Source organism: Acidovorax sp. LjRoot194 (assembly GCF_964253015.1).
Classification (GTDB): Bacteria; Pseudomonadota; Gammaproteobacteria; order Burkholderiales; family Burkholderiaceae_C; genus Acidovorax.
This window is the reverse complement of record NZ_CAXUQB020000002.1, coordinates 116,213-133,635: the sequence shown is the minus strand read 5'-3', so window position 1 is coordinate 133,635 and position 17,423 is coordinate 116,213. Positions and strand designations below refer to the sequence as shown.

Below are 17,423 nucleotides of genomic sequence, written 5' to 3'. Positions count from 1 at the left end.
TTACGGGGGTGGTCCCCCGCTTGGGTTTAAATTATCAAAAAATGCCGCTCATCGTCAGGCTGTCAAACCGATCTGACTTTGAGCTTGTCGAATATTCCATTCGCTAAGGTCGATCTCCTCTTCCTCACCGAAAGGTTGATATCCTGGCCAACTATCATTTTCCCGACACCACTGCAGCAATTGCAGGGCCATTCGGTACTTGGTACGGCCTACCTCAATGCTCTTTTGGCCCATCCTGTAGAGAGCTACACCATGAGGTGCGGCCGACTCGACACAGAGGAAGTAAAAGGGCACTGAGCGTCCAATTGCACGCTCAACTGCATCCGAATAGAAAGCAGCCTGTACGTCATATCCGTACGTTCCAATAGAGCGCTTGAACTCATCTTTTGACGCGTCCGTCGTGGTCTTCAAATCCACGATGGCAACTATTCTTCCGTCCTCATCAATAACGATGAGATCGCAACGAATGCGGCACATGATGCCCGTTTCATCGTCCGTCCAGAAGTAGCTTTTTTCCGTGACCGCTTTGATCTTCAGGGATGCAGCTCTTGCATGAAGGTTGAGCTTTGACAAGATGGCATTGACAGCCGCCATGTCCTCCGCGTCGATCAACTCGCAGCCAGTGTCGGCCATGAGTTTTTCCCATTCCTCAGCTTCCACTTTGCCTTGCTTGGTGCGCCGGTCGAGTTTCGGAGCCACTTTGTAGTGGGTAGAAAATCGCTCAGGCTCAAGGTATGCGCAATGTAGTGCTGTGCCGAACTTGAGGGTCGGCGTGGGATTGAAGGGTGCGGTTGTGTAGTGCTTGAAGTGTTCTGGCGAACGCAGAATTCGCAGCAAGGCAGAGTGCCCCACTACATCTGGGTCCGAATGGTATTCCGTAGCTGGAATATCAATGAACACCTCAACCTCTTTCATCGATTCCTGAGCAGGAAGAGCGATGAAGTTTTCCAGATCTTTCATTGGGATCTCCTTTTACGGAGACACCATTCCCCCAGAGGGCGTGGTGCCCCTTGAGGGTTGAAAAAATCACTTTCGTGATTGCGAATGCTTTTTGCCTTGCGGCGGGGCAGCTAACCACTTTGACATCGCTCGATTACCGAGGGATGGACAAATCTTTTAGATGACCTCAACCAGAGGGCATTTAGAAGATTCCCGCCACTGCACTGAGGCAGCGGCGGGTTGATCCTACGCAGCTTTTTTCTGAACCATTCCGGCCGCTCGCAGAGCGTCCTGCACTTGCTTACGCGTTTGCGGGGAAACGGTGTTTCCCTGCTCACGCAAAGTGTTGTGCAGAGTGCCTGCATCGCGGAAAGAGACGGCATTGAAGATTCGCTGCAAAGTGTGTTGGTAACCCATAATTCGATTGCTCCTTAACCCCAGACCCTGCGCTTCGTAGCGATAACGGGCTTGGCGATGACGAGAGCAGCAAACACACACATGGAAAAAATAGCTACAGACATGAAGACTCCTCGAAGGTTGATGAACCCACGAGTGCTACATGACAAAAATTTGTCAGTGGCACCCCGCAGGCCACAGAGCTTTCAAAAGGAAAACTCTCTGGCCTACGGGGTGACCACAAAATGGAAAACCACTCCCCAACCGAAGTTAGGGAATGGCTTTCAATTTGATTAACTGATCATGTCAGCAATTGCTGTCACGAAACCAGTTTTGTACAACACACCACCAATAGCACAGCAAGCAGCAACAACGATCATGATGAACTCCAAAGGAAAACCCTTGAGCACACCAATCCCCTTGGGATTGATGTATCCCAAGGATGTTGAAAACCTCACATAGTGAGGACTTGCACTGCACAACCAGGATGGTTGAACAATGTTCTGCACACGCGACAAAACTCAGACTCCAATACGGCGTCAGTTTTTATCGAGTGTGAAAATACCGGCCTGCATCACGCAGGGCGGGAAGAGAAGCCCTTCTGGGGTCAACTCTTCAGTTAGGTAGATGCCAAAGAGGCACAGATTGCAGCGTGTAGCCCAGCTCAATCCCAACGGGAGAGAGTTCAGGTCTTATACGGCGCCCAATCCAACTGCAATTTCCCGCAGTGTGGGGGTTGGGAGCCTCGCTCCAAAAAGATGCTTTTGCATCAAGGAACGCGCGGGGCGTTCAAGTTTATGAATTCACAGACAGCTTGAAGCCGACTGGTTGAGCACGAAGCACAACTACTGGGTATGTTGATGAAGACCAGCTCTGCATTGAAGAGGAAGGCATTACGCGCATCACTCTAAGGAGCCTCGATATTACCGAGACCGCTGAGCGCAAGTCAAGCAGCACAACATCGTTTTTTTCAAAAAGTTTGCAGGGGTTCGAAAGGTGCCGATTTTGCGTGCTTTTCGAGGGTGTTTCGCTAGTACGCGATGGCTACCATGAATTCACCGTTGTCCCACACTTTTTTGGAGGTATTTATGGCGGCTATGCCCAACGATATTGCTGCATCACAAGCGGATGCATTGAACCCATCACTCGCAGTCGCCGACGGCGCAGCCCCCGTTGCGGAGGCAGCGAAGCCTCAGGCGAAGAAACCCAAGGCCAAGAAAGAGGGCGCACCTGCCACTGGCGAGGCATCTGTCGCAGCGGCCGAGCCCGCCGTGCAAGAAGTCAAAAAAGCTCCTGCTCAAAAACCCGCAGAAGCCAATGCGCCGAAGAAGGAAAGAACGCCGTGGTACATCGAGCGTTCTGAGCGCCAGCTTCGTCAACGCGACAACCAGTCGATTGTCTTCATGACCAAGAAGCTTGTGCTGCAAAGCCATCATGCACAAGACGTGCTGGAACGCACCGGCAAGAACTGGTCCGAAGCGATGATCACGCTGTCCGAGACCATGCGCAACTTCAAACCGGAAGATCAGTGCGTGGTCGTAGATGCCGAGGTTGACCGCCTCATGGAGGAATGCCTGAAGTCCATCAAGGCCACGTCTGTCCGCCTCAATGCCACCGCTGATTTGCACGGCATTGACATGGACAGCGTGGAGATCGAGTACACGAAGCCCAAGGAATTTCTGCTGAAAATCCTGTCTCCGCGCGAATACCGCTTCCATGCGCTGCTTACCGAGCTGGACAGCCTGTGCGCACTCCTCGACAAGCTGTGGCTCATGAAGTTGGTTCCTGATCGCTCGCGCAGCCAAGTGCCTTTCGAGACTAAGCGCCAAATCATGCGCCTGGTCAACCGTGTGCGCACCCTGGTTTACCGCGCGCAGGCATCTTCTCAACGTGCCGGGGCTCGCGACGCGACCGACCCACGCGTGGGCACCGTGCTCGACCCTAACGTTGCGAACGCCCCTTCAACTTCTACTCTGGAAACGACGGACGGCGCCGGCGAAACCCAAGCGGTTCAAGCCGATAGCACGGAACACGTCGCGACTGAAGCCGCATAAAGATTTGCAGATCCGTTGGAACTCAATCCGTTTCAATCGCGGGCCGTCACAACTCCGGGGCACCTTACAGTTCTGGCCTGTCCTGGCTCTGGCAAAACCCGCGTTCTCTCCACCCGTGCTGCACACCTGATCAACTCGAACGAGATTGGTCGGCTGTGCGCCGTCACTTTCACGCGCGATGCTGCCAATGAGCTCCGCAGTCGCATCGTTCAGTCCTGCGGCCAAGAGCACGCCCGCCGACTGGCCATTGGAACTTTCCACTCCCTCGCCCTTGAGCAAGAGCGCCGCGTCAACCATGGGAAGATGCCACGGCTAATCAATGAGGGCGAGCGACACGCAATCCTCAAAGGCTGCTGGAAGTCATTTGCCGCCAAGACCACCTATGAGGAGCTTCTCAAGGAAATCGACATAGCCAAGACTGTGATCGACGGTCACGTCTTCGAGAACCACGGCATAGAGTTGGCGTTCCGTGCCTACGAGCAGGCGCTGGCTGCTGACAACATGATGGACTTCTCAGACATTCTGCTGCGCTCGGCGCGTGGAATGCGTGATGGACACATTCCCCCACTTCCATGCAAATGGCTCCTGGTGGACGAAAGCCAGGATATGGATCTGATCCAGAAGGAATGGATTCTTTCCCACGCCGGCAACGGCACCGAAGTTACCCTCGTCGGGGATGATGACCAGAGCCTTTATTCATTTCGCATGGCGCTCGGATACAAGGGATTGGTCGCTGTTTCAACTGCACTCAATTCGGTCGAACTGACGCTGCCAGTCAACTACCGTTGCGCACCAAATATCCTGGACCACGCGGCAAAGCTCATCCGTCACAACCAGGATCGCGCCAACAAGAACATCAAGGCCCACAAAGAGGTCAACGGTGAAATCATCGTATGCCGCCTTGCAACCCGTCATGATGAAACCAAGTCCATTGGCGAGAAGCTCAACGCTTACGAGGTCCGAGGGCAGTGGGCAGTGCTTGCCCGCACCAACACGATGCTTGACTCAGTTGAAATGAGCCTCAACAGCGTCGGCATCCCGACCAAGCGCAGCGGAGGTAAGAGCTTCTGGGAACACGGTATCGGGGCAGTCGTTCTTGCCCTACTCCGATCCCTCAACGCGAATTCGTGGACAGGAGCCAGCCAGTGCTTGGCTCACTGCGGCCTTTCAATCTCTTGGCTGAGCACTTTCAATACCCAGCGTGGCGATTGCATGCACAAGCTCGGCCTGGCACTTGACTCCGCTCCTGACGACCACGCCAGGAAGAAGATACACGCGCTCCGAGAAGGCATAATTTCTTGGCGTTACCAGGCTGACATGGGTCGAGTGAATCTCGCGATATGTGGCGTCATCGACTTTGTGCGCGACAACTCCCGAGAGGGGCTTAAGAACATGCTCGACGCGGTGAAAGCCAACCTCACAGAACGCGGCGTCAAGGGCTCCCTAGCGCAGCGCCTAGAGCGCCTGCAGCGCGCTCAGGGCAAGGAAGAAGAGCAAGATCCGGAGACCGTGCACCTCATCACTCTCCACTCCTCCAAGGGGCTGGAATTCGACAACGTGTGGATCGTCGGCTGCGAAGAAGGGAATTTGCCTCACACGGACGCAACGGAAGAGGAAGAGCGCCGCCTGATGTACGTTGGGATGACTCGCGCACGGTCCCGCCTCGTCATCTCCAGCGCCATGGAAGAAGGAATGGAGTCACGCTTCATTGAGGAGGCAGGGCTTTAGATCGCCCGCCGAAGTCGTCCAATCCAATTCCTCTCAGGTAGCGATCTGGTAGCGCAAGGTTGAACCTTTGACCTGCAATGTCTTGGCGTTTTCCTCAATCAGCAAATTCAGGTCTTTGCGGTCCTTTGCGGCACCTGTCTCCAACGCGATCCTTTTGAGGTCTCCGCGATCCACGTAGCGCCAGCCTTCTTCCATTTTTATTTGTGGGCACGAAGCCAAAGCACTGAGCAACGCAGCCACCCGGCCGTCGGTGCCGGCATCCACTGTGGTTGTCGGTTGAGGACTCGCTGCTGCGGTTTTTTCAACCTCAACCGCAACGTCGCCTTTGGCCTTGACCCTTGTTTCCGCAGCGCTATCCTGTCTTGCCCTGCCGGTCCGTTCTTTGGCGTGCTTGCTAGATGTGTCAAGCTCAGCCCCTTGCGGTTTCGCGACCTTCGATTGACTTCCTAAATCTGCTCGCTTTGCATGCCCTTCCTGAGGAGCTTTCTCCTTTGATCGAATGGAGGCTTTCTCTTGCTCTGCTGCTTCGGAATGTGGCTTCAATACAGGTTCAGGATCGGCATACTCGGCCTCCTTTGAGGGTGGAGCAACCATCTTCACTGCCGGTCCACCGTGCACATCAGGCTTGTATCTCGCATGAAATAGAAGTGCGTCACCAGGCTCGGGCATTAACCTCAGCGCCTTGCAGTCCTCACCGCCAAACGTGGAGTCCACCAGCCTTACGGCCGGAGTGTCCCGGTCTACCCAGATCCATTCGTTCTTGGTGCATTCGTCCAGGATATTTTTGCCCGATAACCCATAGTTGGCAAAAGACGCAGGCCAGCGCAGCAAGACCATCTCCTCGTCGTCCACCCGGACGTCAAGACCCCACTTCTTGACCCCAGTCTTGAGATCATCGGCCAGCGCGAGGAACAACTCACCAACAGAGCCCGTGAATTTAAGCTCGGGCTCCTTCGAGTAATCCTTCTTCTTGCGAGCCTTCTTTGGCCTCGGAGCCCCGACTGGTCCAGCGTCTTCAATTGGCAATGCCGGGGTTTCCAGTTTCGGGGCAGGTCCCGCACCCTCATCCGCAGCTGTTCCCGCAGTCAACTTGATCTTGAGCCCCGAGGGCTTGGAAATCGCCAGCTTCGCTTCGGAAACTTCGCCTGCCGGCAGCTCGCGCAGACTGGGCTGTTTTTTTGCTGTCGGGTCACCAGGCTTGATGCCGAGGATCTCGCCAGTTGCCTGATCAACAATAAATTCTGCGAGCGCTGGCTTCACGATCCGCGCTGCCTCTGATTCAAGAGCCCCCTGCGACTGATGAGCCGAGATAATTGCTTCCGCAGATCCTGAGGTGTGCTGCGCCAGAGCTTCTGCATCTGGACTCGCCTGGATCTGCGGTGCACCAGCTGCAGTCTCCGCGGCTACCTGCACCTGGACAGGCGCCAGCAAATTCAGCGCGCCTCGTCCCGTCGAAGCATCCTCTTCAACAGGAGCCTCATCTTCACCGTTTCGAAGTTTGCCCGCGACCACCGGAATAGGAACCGATGAAATCAGCGTGTCGTCGCGCAGCCGAATGCAATGCAACGCGATGTTTGGAATTTTTGCCTCAAGCACTGCTGGGGCAATCTTCCAGAAGCGGTCGCCCTCCCCCTCGCGTATGAAAGCAAGCCCACGCTCCCGCAGCATGTCGAGAATGCCGTCGTGGGTGCGCGGGAACCCTGGCACGCCGTCCTCACGAACCTTGCGCGCTATCTCTTCGCCTGCTGCAGGCCACACGAGGTAGATCCCGCCCTCAATGTTCCAGACTCGCGCGCTGGGCTCATTGATCTGCCAGACGCCTTCTTTAATGAGGCGCCGCATTATGTCTGTCAGATGGCGCTCGACGGGCACCCCGACCTCATAGCCAGCCATTGCAACGCCCATCGACTTCAAGTCCCGCTCAACACTGGATTGGTCAGCTCGGATCACCAGGTCATACAGCGGGTTGGCAGCTCCCGGACTTCCGTTGAGTGCTTCCATCAGCCAAACCACCAGGTCGGTCCCGCCCTCCTCGATCCACTGCAAGGACTCTGGGCCAATGATCCTCTCAGCGATCAGGTTCGAAAGCGCAATGTGCTGCTTGCCGCGCCCAGCCTTCCAGTCGATGAAGTAAGAGTTGATCTTGGCCTGCTTGGCCCAGACGTACAGATCCTCGGTGAGCGGCTTCCAGGTCCGGTTGCGGTCACTGTTGATGATCGTTATATCGGTGGCAGGTTTGCCAACGTCATGGCACAGCCCAGCGAGAAATGCTGTGAGCTGCCAACGGGGTTCAATGGCGCGGCGTTGTGCGGGTGTCTTGCCGACATTGAGCAACATCTTGTCGGCGCCTTGTAGAGCCCCAAGAGCCACCTCCATAGAGTGTCGGAGCAGGCCCCCTGCCCCCCGGTGGTGATGGGCCTGGGAAGCTGGCACCAAATGAGCGTAGGAGGCGAAGCGGCGCAGCGCTCCCATGTAGTGCTTTTCGTACTGCTCGGCGTCGACAATGACGCTTCGCTTGTACTGGGCAAGGATCTCAGCTTGGGAAGCGAGCAGCTTTTCTGGCTCCACTACCGGCAGGCCCTTCATGAAAGGGGGGTAGCGTGGAACCTCTATTTCAAAGGCTGCGGAAAGAGGTATGGCCGCACTCGACGTGGGCGCCTTGGGAGCAAAGAGGTTTTTGATCCATTGCATGAAGCATCACTCGCCTTTGCAGTATGGGCAGCGTGACGTCAGGCTGAGTTCACGGTCGTAGATGTAACTGACTTCGCATCTGCTACATTGCATGACGGTCAGCATATTTGAGCGCACGTCTCTCAAGACGTAATAGGCGGCATTTATGTCGATGGGACCAAGCAGTGCCACGTGCGTGTTCCAGGTCGCAAGCAAAGTAGTGGGCGTTAACTCTTTGGTCTTGTGCAGCTTTTGGTGAAGCAAAACTATCGCTGACAGGTTAGACACCATCTGCACGTTGTTCACGAAGGACAATGCAGACTCAGGCAACTTGCCATTTGGTGATCTTTCCCCGTGGAGTTCTTTCCACATCTTTCGCAGTGGCTCTTGGGTGACACCAGTCAAAGCAGCGACTATCGACAGTCTGAGCTTTGCTTGAATCAAGTCCCGAGCCAGGAGCATCTGCTCCAGTTTTGCGATCACCATGACTATTGGGAAAGTTCAGCGGCCGGAGAGGGCCAGATGCGTGACACTCAGAGCCCCGGCGAGAGCCGTGGGGGCATTGAAGACCTGTTCCATCGAAGATTCATCCAGGCGCATCGTGAAAACCGTGATTGGCAATACGGATGAGAGCTTGTCGATCTCCTCCAGGCTCATTACGGCAATTCTCTTGAGCATCGGCTCTTTAAGACCAGTCACCATAGAGGCCAGGGCCTCGCTGCCGTTGCGGGCAAGATTCTGGGCATTCATGAGGAACATTCTGTTGATGGCAGCTACGTCTTTTGTTGTCACAATGGAACCTCTTCTTTTTACAACCTGTTGCGGCTAGTGTACCGTAAAGCGCTGGAAATCAACACTTTTTGCACTCTTGCAACAAAAGAACATTGCAAATAGGTACGATTGACCTTGTGGAAAACCCTAAACTAGTAACAAAAGCCATCGGAGAACGCTTACGTGAGTGGCGCCGCAGCTTGGAAAAAACGCAGGCAGAGATGGCCTCGTTGCTGGGTGTCAACATCGGTGTTCTTCGCAAGTACGAGATCGGCTTGAACGCACCAGGCGGGCTGATCCTTACCGTGGCTTGCGAAAAGGGGCTCAACGTGAGCTGGTTGCTCACAGGCAAAGGGCCGATGCTAGTGAGTCTCGTTCCTGAGCAGCGCTACAGCACCAGCGATGGCGTATTGGAAAAGCTTTGCGAATCTCTCGAAGCCCTACGTCATCTCGACCCCGAGAAGTATCTGGTTCTGTCGCGCGGCTTCATCCTGCGGAGCGTCGAAGCCGGAGAGCATGCAGCCCTAAAGCGTGCGGCAGTCATGCGGGAAGAGCTTTCCCGCGCTACCGACTTCCAAGATATTCTGACTGCGCCGATGGAGCTCGATGATGAGCTTCCCGCCCCTCCGAGCCCCGAACTGGGCTCAAAGACCTAAACAGCCTCCATCGCCTCTGTCGGCAGCATTTCAGCCATCACAGAGAAGTGATTCTGTTTGCGCCACAGGTCTACGTCCCCAATGACGTACAGGCGCTTTTTCCCACGCGATACAGCTACGTTCAGCAAGTTAGGCTTTGACGCGGCCCATGCCTTCGCCCCGTCCGACCTCGGGTCGCCGCCAAGCACCAGGATGACAACGTCGGCTTCTTTGCCCTGCGCTGTATGGATGGTCCCGACCTTGCCTTGGTCGACTTCGTAGACTCGTGCGATCCGGCGCAGTCGGGCAGCACAGTCGCGAAATGGGGAAATCATCGCAATTTGGTCACGACCTACGCCTAGGTCAAGCAATTGAGCCAGCAGGCTTTGCAAGCGCTCCCCCTCTGCATCGACCCAGTGTCCTTCGCTAGTACCGGCCTTTACATCCAGCCATGCTGTTCGGGGCCACGGTAGATCCTGATCGCCCTTCCCCGCGTACACCATCAGCCCCCCGTAAGCGACCGAATTGCTGATGTTGAACATGGTCGGTGCGCAACGACGATGTAGTCGCAGTGGGCTCCCGATCCACAGGCGGTCGCCCTCTTGCCCGAGCATTGTTCCCAACTTCGCGGAACGATCCGCCAGCGCTTGCGCCGAGTGCCAACTTGGCATCCAGTCTTCTTTGACGGCGAAGTGGCGCGCAAGCTCGGACTCCACAGCAGATTGCAGCGTGAACACGGGCTCCAACTGCAGCGGGTCACCCACGATCACAGTGCGACGCGCACGCCATATGGCGCACGCCGCATGAGGGCTCTGGGCCTGGCCCGCCTCGTCTATTAGCAAATACCCAATGGCTTCACGCTGCGCATTGGCAAACATGCGGGGGATCGAGGCAAACGTGGCTGACACCACTGGCACGACAATGCAAAGCGAATCGAGGGCAAGCGTTACCAGCTCGGAAGGGACACGCTTACCGCCCAACCAATCGCATGCGAGAGCGAGATTGGCAGTCATCTGCGCTGGGTTTGCTTCGATAAAGGCGCGATGCACGTCGAGCGCCGCCAAGAACACACCCTCACGAGAAGCCAGCCATTCATCATCACCCCAAGGGACGATATGCTCGCGCTCGCTGCTGTCCGCTTCTATGTCCAGCCAGGCCTTCCCGAACTCTTGGATGCACTCATCAAGATCATCTTCGAGGGTCTGACATTCTGCACGCTGCTGAGCGATCAGCCGATCCTGCGTTGCCTGCTTGAGGGTGTGAATGTTCTGGGTGATCCTGGACTGCGCAACTCGCACCTCCATTGCGCTCAGGTCCGATTGCTGGCGGCAACAATCCACACCTGATGCATGAAGGACAGAGGTATGGATTTGAGCTGTTGCTTGCCAGGCCACGCCCTTTTTGCCCATGCTCCACAGATTGGTTAGCAGCGACGGCTTCTCCGCATGGGCGCGGTCATATGCGTCCTGAGCCACTTGCTTGCGCTCCAGCGCTTTATCGAACTCCGAACGCATATTGTTGAGCGCGGCTTCGGCGAAAGAAAGCTCTTTCGCGGAATGCGCGAGGTCTCTGTCGAGCCCCGCTTTGGTCACTTTGGTGGCTTGGATCTGCAAGGTGGAGTCTGCAATCCGCCCTGGCAGAGCAGCGCATGCCTCGACACGCTTACGTTGGGCGCTTTCAACCTTAACGGCCATCTTGAATTTGGCGACTGCATTGACCCACCGAGTGCCTGCTGCAGCATCTCCCAGTTGGTGCTTGAGGTGATCGCGCATCGCCGGCACTGCACTCTTGGTGGCCGTCGCTTTCTCGCCCCACCAGAACCGAGATACAAAGTCTGTTCTATTGCGACGGTTACCCAGCGGCGCGGCTATCAAGCCCCATGCGTCTTTACCTGAGACAGCCTTCGCAATCTCGGGAAAGTACGTTTTCTGCGCAGCAACGCGGGTCGGAACTGCCTCGATACCTGGCAGTTCTCTGGTGACGTTTTCGACGGCACCGTTTCCCGCCGAGCTGACCACTATCGAGAATCCGTGCAGCTTAGGGTTGAGGGGGTAGAAAGGAACAGCCGTATCGCCCAGCTTGACGACAGATTTCGCACCGAATGCTTTATCACCAAGCTCGATCAGCACCATTGCTCGTCTGACGACTACCGATGCCACCACATCCCGCAACAGCGTCGTTTTTCCCGTCCCCGGAGGCCCGTTCACTGCAAAGATCCCAGCACCGTTTCCCAGCTCTGCAAACACTTCGTTCACTGCCAACTGCTGACTGAACGCAAGAGCATGGTCCGAAGGCCAGCGCCCTCGTGGCATCCTGCTTGGGGAGAGCGCTTTTGCAAGGTAGGGATTGTTTGCTGAATCGCGTACATCCACTCGCGACGGGGCCACGGTACTCTGCCCCGCGCTCATGAACTGTCGCATGCCATCGCCAATATCTCCACGCTTTATCGCAGCAGCAATCATCTTCAGGTCGGATGCGTAGAAGCTTCCGAGGCCTTCGACAAACTGGCCTTTCTCGTTGGCATTTTTGGCCCTCACCCGCGAGCCCCGGATGCGAACAAAAGCGCGGCTATCGAAAAGCTCAAGCGGAAGATGAGCTACGCCTGCAACCAGATCGACAAGCTCCCTCAGCCAAGCTACTGTCGGGCGGGTACCGGCTTCAACAAATTGCGCGACCTCATCAGCTATCCATTGGACGAGCCCCATGGAAACCCGATCAAACACGTCGAAGCCGCTTTGAGGGCACGCCGCATCGGAACCCGGCTCCGGCAGCTGAGTCTCGGACCAAGTTCCACCAGCAAGGAGGGCTTCAACATCGCCCCCATGAGCGATCAGCTGGCCGGACGCCCAGGCAGACAGAGACAAAGAGAATGATTGCGGCAAGGGCATGCCGCTTGCATCGAAGCGTATGTCGAAGACACGGGACGTTCCGCCTCTGTTTTCATCATCGTGGGTGCGCACATTGCCCATTGCCTTAAGAACGCATAGGCCTAGCTCATGCGCCTCATGGACACCGCACTGGGCTTCGTACACCCATACCGAATCCTGATCGATGGGCTTTCCGAGGTGCTTCTCATTTTCCCAGGGGAACTTTGCAAACGAGTCTGAGTTGACTCCGTAAACTGGGTTGGCCAAGTCGCTTGAGTTGACCCGGAACGCATCTTGCGGAGTCAGTGCTTCCACCGCTTGCCAGAATTCCAGCACTTTGCTTTCCTGCATGCTATTTCCCCTCGCCGTTGGACCTTTGGCGTGACGGTCTGTGGTTGCGTGCGCTCACGATCTTCTGCCCGACGACGTAGCGCTGCTCTACAAGAATCGGTGTGTATGGGCTTACGCGCAATACCGTCAATGTGTCGTAGCCAATCGGGGCCTTGCGCAAAACGAGCACTGCGCCTGCATCCTGAAAAAGGAGATACGAGCATTTCGAGCCGTACTTGGACAAGAATTGTTGTTGCTTCTCTGGAAGCAAATCAGCGGTACGCAGGTCCTTGTGTTGCAAGACATTTGTAAACCACACCCATGCGGCAGTCCACCGTGAATCAGGCAGCTTCGAAAGATCGTTTTCTGCATAGCGATCAAGTCCCTCGCTGATGCGCCCGACATATCGGTTCATTGCATGTCGACTGACAAACACTTCGTCGCCGAGGAAGTCGCAACGGAGATGGATCTTGGGGAATTGAGGTCCCAGGTGGACCGACACTTCATCTTCCACCGCGCGGGGCTCCTCATCACGCCAGCGCCCAACCTCGAAGCTGGCTTCAAAGTATTTGGTGGCTAGGAACGTCGCGCACTGAGCAACATGGGGCTTCACGGTTTTCCCGGTACCACTGACCTTGAGAGAGCCTTTCAGCAATGCTTTACGGATGGAGCCTGCAGTCACCTCAACCGTGATGCCATTGCCCATGCGATTCGACCCCTGAACATTGCGCACCTCAAGCAAGTGGTAGAGGGCCTGAAGTTCGGCGAGAGCATCCCGGTCTTCCCGGTGAGCGGAATCTACGGTCACTCGAATGGTGCCGACCAGGGGCCGCGCCGTGGCCTGCTGCTTCCAGCTCCACTTCGTGAGAAACGAACCATCCTCTTGCTCTTTCGTGAGCACTGCGAGTACCGACATTGACTATCCCTTGTTGGATTGAAATCGTTTGATCCAGTTGGTGAGGATGGCCACTGGTGAGCTTCTTGGTTTTTCAGCCTCACGGCCCTGAGCATGCGAACTCTGCATGCTGAGCGCAATCACATGCATCTTCGCATTGGCCTCACGCAGCTTTTCGAGTTCTAAGCGAACGGTGGCCAGCGTCTCCTGCGCTGACTCAGCCTCCATGGCGCCGTGTTGCGCGTCGCAGGCCGCCACGTGCTCTTGTCGAACCAGGCCGACCAGCTCCGCAAAGGAAGCCCGTTCGTCCTCGCCCATCGCTGGCAGAAGGTTGCATAGACGGGTCGTCAACTCGCGAACACGCGTTGCGCGCTGGACCCGCTCCAGGCGGCTGAGCTGTGCCACTCCAAGTATCTGGCTGAGAACGCTCGACTCCGCTGGGCCGTCGGCACCGGAGCCGTATTTTGGTTGGTCCATTTCATCTCCTGCCACTGGGGCTCAAGCCTCCGAACTGATGATTCGATTGTAATTGCATTAATTGCAATTAGCAATTGCACAGTTGCAATTATTCTTGCGTTGTCTCTACGAAACACCCTGATACTTACAGTTCAGTTTATTGACTTGACTTGAGTCTGCAAAGACAATAGGAGGGTAATTACGGAGTCAATTCCCATGTCATTCGATAACAGAGTTCTGGCTATGCGCGAGGTTTCCTCCTCGGGCGGTGCGCAGCATGTCTCCAATGAGCCTCTGAAATTCATCTCCACTGGTGGCAACGACAGAGCAGCTGTGGAGTACCTAAACAACCTGTTCTTGCGTGCAGCGCGAGAAGGCGTGAGCGACGTTCACTTCGAGGACACCGGCGCTGACTGCTTGATCCGTTTTCGCAACCGTGGAGAACTCTCGCTGATCGACGTTGTGAGCAAGACCATGTCGGACCAATTCAACGGGAAAATCCGAATGAAGTGCCGCATGTCGCTGGTTGAGCGCATGTCTTCACTCGACGGCAAGTTCTCCTTCGAAGTTGATGACCGCGTTATTGATCTCCGCGTGAGTCTTTTGCCTCTGGGTACGGGTGAATCCATCGTGTGCCGGCTCTTGGATCAGTCGGCTCACCTCATGAAGCTCGACGATCTCAAGATGCCGGAGGACATTCGTGCCGCTATCCGACACATCATCGCCCAGCCGATGGGGCTCTTTCTCGTGACCGGACCCACCGGCTCGGGCAAAACCACGACTCTGTACGGAATCTTGCAGCAGCTGCATACCGAGCAGGTCAAGATCATCACCATTGAAGATCCCATCGAATTCCGCATTCAGGGGATCGTCCAGGCTGCTACCAATCGCCAACTGACGTTCGCCAAAGCGCTCAAGTCGATGCTTCGGCAAGACCCGGACGTGATCTTGGTTGGCGAGATCCGGGACGCCGAGACCGCTGGCCTGGCCACACAAGCCGCTCTCACTGGGCACATTGTGCTGTCCACGCTGCATGCCAATTCCGCCACGATCACGCTCAATCGATTGCTCGACCTCGACGTCGATCCCAACGCGCTATCAGCTGCGCTGGCCGGATTCCTTGCTCAGCGCCTAGTGCGAACGGTCTGCCCACACTGCCGCATTCCCCAGCCAATAGACAGCTACGTCAGCAAGCAGATTCATTCCTGCGGCATGAGCCCGGAAGAAGTCAGTGCCATCGGGACGATCTACACCCACAACCCGGACGGATGCTCCAAATGCCGCGACGGTTGGTCTGGCCGAACCCCCGTTTTTGAAATCGTTGTCGCATCGCCTGAAGTTCGTCTTGCCGTAGAGCGAAGCGACTTGAAGGGACTGCGGGCAGCTGCAGCTTTGCAACCCCAATACCGAACCCTGACGCACGACGCCTACAGGCTGGTCGCTCAGGGCGTTACAACCGTTGGTGAGGCCATGGCCGTCACCGGCTCCGCAATGGTTCATTCCGTTGACGAAACTGAAGAGGAATCCCAATGAAACGCCGTCTCGCGCTCTCCCTTTTGGCGTCTGTAGCAGCGCCAAGCTTTGCGCAAGCGCTCAAGCCAAACAATGGCCCTGCCAATCCCGACGCCAAGCCGTACGACGTCCTGGAGAACCCTATCCCCGAGGACGGCAAGAAGGTCCGACTTCTTTTCACCTACGACTGCCCGTTCTGCCTGCGATATCACAACGGCCTGATCGGCTGGGGTGCCACCCTGCCCGCCTCTTTATCGTTTGAGGCATTCCCGGTCATCACCAACGGCGACAACCCCAAGCTGATCGCCGCGGTCATGGGCCGAATGATTGGCCAGGCTGTGGCTCCGAAAGCCCTCCCCGCCTTCGACTACTCCATGTACATGGCCATTCAAGGCGATGCAGAGAATGCCCTGCCGCCTCGGGCCAACCTGGACATGGATTACGTCCTGCGCGCTCTGGTTGAGGCTGGAGCCAATGCAAAGGACATTCAACAGTACGTGCGTACAAAGGGCAAGAGTATCGAAGCCCGGCTCCCTGCTCATGCCAACGTGGTCAAAAACTACAAACTCACAGCGACGCCTTCGGTCGCAATCGCTGGTCGCTACGTGATCAACCCAGACCATGTGCAGGGCAATCCCCAACACATGCTGTTGCTCATGAACGGCATCACCAGCCGCATCATTCAAGGGGATCGCCATGCGCTCTAAAACTTTCGCTGCCACCCTGTTCGCTTCCTTCCTAGCTTTCAATGTGGGCATGGCGAACGCCGGCAACATCAGTGATTTTTTCAGTGGGCCGAACGGCAAGGCCCCGAAGATCACCGCTCCAGCACCTGAAGCTTTGCCCGAATGGCTCAAGGATTCGCGCAGGCTGCAGGAGCTGCTGGGCAGCGACCCGAAGGTAAGGATCGAAAACCCCAAGGTCATCCACAAGGTTGCAAACGCCTTCCCTGGGCTCGACGCCTACGTGGTTGAGGGCACCGAGTACAACGACGACTTCCCTGACGGAAAGAAGACCCTTTACTTCTTCTATTCCGACCCGGCCCAGCAATATCTGTTCATCGGCATGGCCATTGACATGAAGCGCGGCCGAGACGTGAGCATGGACCTTGAACGGTACCTGCGCGGCCAGCTTGAAGACACCCCGGCCAAAGCCCTGCGCCCTCAAGAAATGCACAGCATCGAGCTGGCTGGAGGCAAAACCAAGGCGTCCCCCTTGACCTTTGTCGTTGACCTGGGCCCGCAGGCAGGCAAAGACAGCTTCCTGAACGTGGTTCAGCTGCACCGCTCCCTGAAGGCCGCGGGCGAGAACCCGAGGACCATCAATTTCGTCTTTGTGAGCAACGCAAAGAGCGAAACGGCAGGCGCAGCGATGGCTATCGCCTACGGCTCCCACGCTGCCAGCAAGGACGGCATCGAGCGGGCCATTGAATACGCGCGTAACGCCGAGAAAACCGCGTGGCTGCAGCCACGAAAGCTGACCGCTGACGCTGCGACCAAGCAAATGCTCGGGACCGGCATCTTCAAACTCGACAACAACAGCACGCAGGCGCTGCTGGCCAAGCTCGATACCCTGCCCCTGCTCTATGAGGGCGCCGGTGGCAAGATGACCAACGCCATGCTGCCGCTAGGCGCGTCTGAGTGGAAGAAGATGCTGCTAGCGAAGTAGTTCTTCCAGACCAAAAAAAAGCCTCATTTCCATGAGGCTTTTTTATGGGTTGACGATGGATTAGGCATGGCCGGGAGCATGGATGAACTGGATCTCTCCCCAGTGGCCCGTGGCCACGAGACTCATGGCCTCCTCTTTGACTGGATCTGGTGCGCCACCGTTGAGGCGATGGACGATGTACCAGTAGTTGATGAGCTTGGCCACGTTTTCAGGACCACTGTTGCGAATCAGCTCTGCGTTAATGGCAGAGGCTTCGCACAGGCGCTCAATGGGAAACCAGTCAAAGTGGATGATCCCACCCCCATGCCATCGCAGGTGGAGATCAGCGAAAGACACATCAGTTGGGACCGAAAAGGTCAGTTCATCACATGCGGCTAAAGACGTATTAGTAGCCGATTTCATATGTGACATTTTTGCATACGATCAAACAATTTGTATATAAGCAGTTCTACATAGCGTAATTTTTACCGCCCAAAAAAAACCGCCCCCAAGGAGCGGCAAG

Annotated in this window: 14 protein-coding genes; 6 read left to right on the top strand and 8 right to left on the bottom strand. The window is 56.2% G+C overall.

Going from position 1 to position 17,423, the window contains the following annotated elements; genetic code table 11:
• Window positions 1-54 precede the first annotated feature (54 nt).
• Window positions 55-960 carry a PD-(D/E)XK nuclease-like domain-containing protein gene (locus ACSQ3N_RS26895; RefSeq protein ID WP_436137197.1) on the bottom strand — a complete coding sequence of 302 codons (906 nt, stop codon included), beginning with the start codon at window positions 958-960 and terminating at the stop codon, window positions 55-57.
• Between the two features lie 1,424 nt (window positions 961-2,384).
• Between ACSQ3N_RS26895 and ACSQ3N_RS26890 the strand changes: the two genes are divergently transcribed.
• The gene (locus tag ACSQ3N_RS26890; protein ID WP_436148029.1) at window positions 2,385-3,389 is read left to right on the top strand and encodes a hypothetical protein; all 1,005 of its coding nucleotides are present in this window, start codon (window positions 2,385-2,387) and stop codon (window positions 3,387-3,389) included.
• Between the two features lie 15 nt (window positions 3,390-3,404).
• Window positions 3,405-5,117 (top strand): ATP-dependent helicase, encoded by a 1,713-nt coding sequence (locus tag ACSQ3N_RS26885; RefSeq protein ID WP_436137195.1) that lies wholly within the window; start codon window positions 3,405-3,407, stop codon window positions 5,115-5,117.
• Between the two features lie 33 nt (window positions 5,118-5,150).
• Here the strand turns inward: ACSQ3N_RS26885 and mobH are convergent, their stop codons facing one another.
• Genes mobH through ACSQ3N_RS26870 form a run of 3 tightly spaced genes read right to left on the bottom strand, consistent with a single transcriptional unit; the run spans window position 5,151 to window position 8,537 of the window.
• Window positions 5,151-7,808, bottom strand: coding sequence for a MobH family relaxase (gene mobH / locus ACSQ3N_RS26880; RefSeq protein WP_436137194.1), 2,658 nt, complete (start codon window positions 7,806-7,808; stop codon window positions 5,151-5,153).
• Window positions 7,809-7,814: 6 nt separating this feature from the next.
• Entirely contained in the window at window positions 7,815-8,273 is a 459-nt protein-coding gene (locus tag ACSQ3N_RS26875; protein WP_436148028.1) for a FlhC family transcriptional regulator, read from the bottom strand.
• A 15-nt stretch (window positions 8,274-8,288) separates the two neighbouring features.
• Window positions 8,289-8,537, bottom strand: a complete 249-nt coding sequence (locus tag ACSQ3N_RS26870; protein ID WP_436148027.1) for a hypothetical protein — start codon at window positions 8,535-8,537, stop codon at window positions 8,289-8,291.
• Between the two features lie 158 nt (window positions 8,538-8,695).
• Between ACSQ3N_RS26870 and ACSQ3N_RS26865 the strand changes: the two genes are divergently transcribed.
• Window positions 8,696-9,214, top strand: coding sequence for a helix-turn-helix domain-containing protein (locus ACSQ3N_RS26865; RefSeq protein ID WP_436137191.1), 519 nt, complete (start codon window positions 8,696-8,698; stop codon window positions 9,212-9,214).
• On the opposite strand, the gene ACSQ3N_RS26860 is transcribed toward ACSQ3N_RS26865, so the two are convergent.
• From ACSQ3N_RS26860 to ACSQ3N_RS26850, 3 genes are read right to left on the bottom strand one after another with little or no spacing between them, the layout of a single operon-like run.
• Window positions 9,211-12,411: a DEAD/DEAH box helicase gene (locus tag ACSQ3N_RS26860; protein ID WP_436137190.1), complete on the bottom strand. Its 3,201-nt coding sequence runs from the start codon at window positions 12,409-12,411 to the stop codon at window positions 9,211-9,213. The two genes, ACSQ3N_RS26865 and ACSQ3N_RS26860, sit on opposite strands and share 4 nt — an antisense overlap.
• 1 nt (window position 12,412) lies before the next feature.
• The gene (locus ACSQ3N_RS26855; RefSeq protein WP_436137189.1) at window positions 12,413-13,306 is read right to left on the bottom strand and encodes a hypothetical protein; all 894 of its coding nucleotides are present in this window, start codon (window positions 13,304-13,306) and stop codon (window positions 12,413-12,415) included.
• 3 nt (window positions 13,307-13,309) lie between these two features.
• Window positions 13,310-13,762 (bottom strand): hypothetical protein, encoded by a 453-nt coding sequence (locus tag ACSQ3N_RS26850; protein WP_436137188.1) that lies wholly within the window; start codon window positions 13,760-13,762, stop codon window positions 13,310-13,312.
• A 195-nt stretch (window positions 13,763-13,957) separates the two neighbouring features.
• Here ACSQ3N_RS26850 and ACSQ3N_RS26845 point away from each other — a divergent pair, with 195 nt between their 5' ends.
• Genes ACSQ3N_RS26845 through ACSQ3N_RS26835 form a run of 3 tightly spaced genes read left to right on the top strand, consistent with a single transcriptional unit; the run spans window position 13,958 to window position 16,921 of the window.
• Complete coding sequence (locus tag ACSQ3N_RS26845) at window positions 13,958-15,274, top strand: GspE/PulE family protein (RefSeq protein WP_436137187.1); 1,317 nt, start codon at window positions 13,958-13,960, stop codon at window positions 15,272-15,274.
• A complete protein-coding gene (locus ACSQ3N_RS26840) occupies window positions 15,271-15,960 on the top strand; it encodes a hypothetical protein (protein WP_436137186.1) in 690 nt (229 codons plus the stop codon). The genes ACSQ3N_RS26845 and ACSQ3N_RS26840 overlap by 4 nt, the downstream gene beginning before the upstream one ends.
• Window positions 15,950-16,921 carry a hypothetical protein gene (locus ACSQ3N_RS26835; protein ID WP_436137185.1) on the top strand — a complete coding sequence of 324 codons (972 nt, stop codon included), beginning with the start codon at window positions 15,950-15,952 and terminating at the stop codon, window positions 16,919-16,921. The genes ACSQ3N_RS26840 and ACSQ3N_RS26835 overlap by 11 nt, the downstream gene beginning before the upstream one ends.
• Before the next feature lie 60 nt (window positions 16,922-16,981).
• On the opposite strand, the gene ACSQ3N_RS26830 is transcribed toward ACSQ3N_RS26835, so the two are convergent.
• Window positions 16,982-17,323 (bottom strand): hypothetical protein, encoded by a 342-nt coding sequence (locus ACSQ3N_RS26830; RefSeq protein ID WP_436148026.1) that lies wholly within the window; start codon window positions 17,321-17,323, stop codon window positions 16,982-16,984.
• Window positions 17,324-17,423: the final 100 nt, after the last annotated feature.

Bases quoted from the DNA above. Each gene is read 5' to 3' on its own strand.
- ACSQ3N_RS26845 (WP_436137187.1), top strand. From the start codon at position 13,958: ATGTCATTCGATAACAGAGTTCTGGCTATGCGCGAGGTTTCCTCCTCG.
- mobH (WP_436137194.1), bottom strand. From the start codon at position 7,808: ATGCAATGGATCAAAAACCTCTTTGCTCCCAAGGCGCCCACGTCGAGT.
- ACSQ3N_RS26895 (WP_436137197.1), bottom strand. From the start codon at position 960: ATGAAAGATCTGGAAAACTTCATCGCTCTTCCTGCTCAGGAATCGATG.
- ACSQ3N_RS26840 (WP_436137186.1), top strand. From the start codon at position 15,271: ATGAAACGCCGTCTCGCGCTCTCCCTTTTGGCGTCTGTAGCAGCGCCA.
- ACSQ3N_RS26870 (WP_436148027.1), bottom strand. From the start codon at position 8,537: ATGAATGCCCAGAATCTTGCCCGCAACGGCAGCGAGGCCCTGGCCTCT.
- ACSQ3N_RS26890 (WP_436148029.1), top strand. From the start codon at position 2,385: ATGAATTCACCGTTGTCCCACACTTTTTTGGAGGTATTTATGGCGGCT.
- ACSQ3N_RS26860 (WP_436137190.1), bottom strand. From the start codon at position 12,411: ATGCAGGAAAGCAAAGTGCTGGAATTCTGGCAAGCGGTGGAAGCACTG.
- ACSQ3N_RS26850 (WP_436137188.1), bottom strand. From the start codon at position 13,762: ATGGACCAACCAAAATACGGCTCCGGTGCCGACGGCCCAGCGGAGTCG.
- ACSQ3N_RS26830 (WP_436148026.1), bottom strand. From the start codon at position 17,323: ATGAAATCGGCTACTAATACGTCTTTAGCCGCATGTGATGAACTGACC.
- ACSQ3N_RS26835 (WP_436137185.1), top strand. From the start codon at position 15,950: ATGCGCTCTAAAACTTTCGCTGCCACCCTGTTCGCTTCCTTCCTAGCT.
- ACSQ3N_RS26855 (WP_436137189.1), bottom strand. From the start codon at position 13,306: ATGTCGGTACTCGCAGTGCTCACGAAAGAGCAAGAGGATGGTTCGTTT.
- ACSQ3N_RS26875 (WP_436148028.1), bottom strand. From the start codon at position 8,273: ATGGTGATCGCAAAACTGGAGCAGATGCTCCTGGCTCGGGACTTGATT.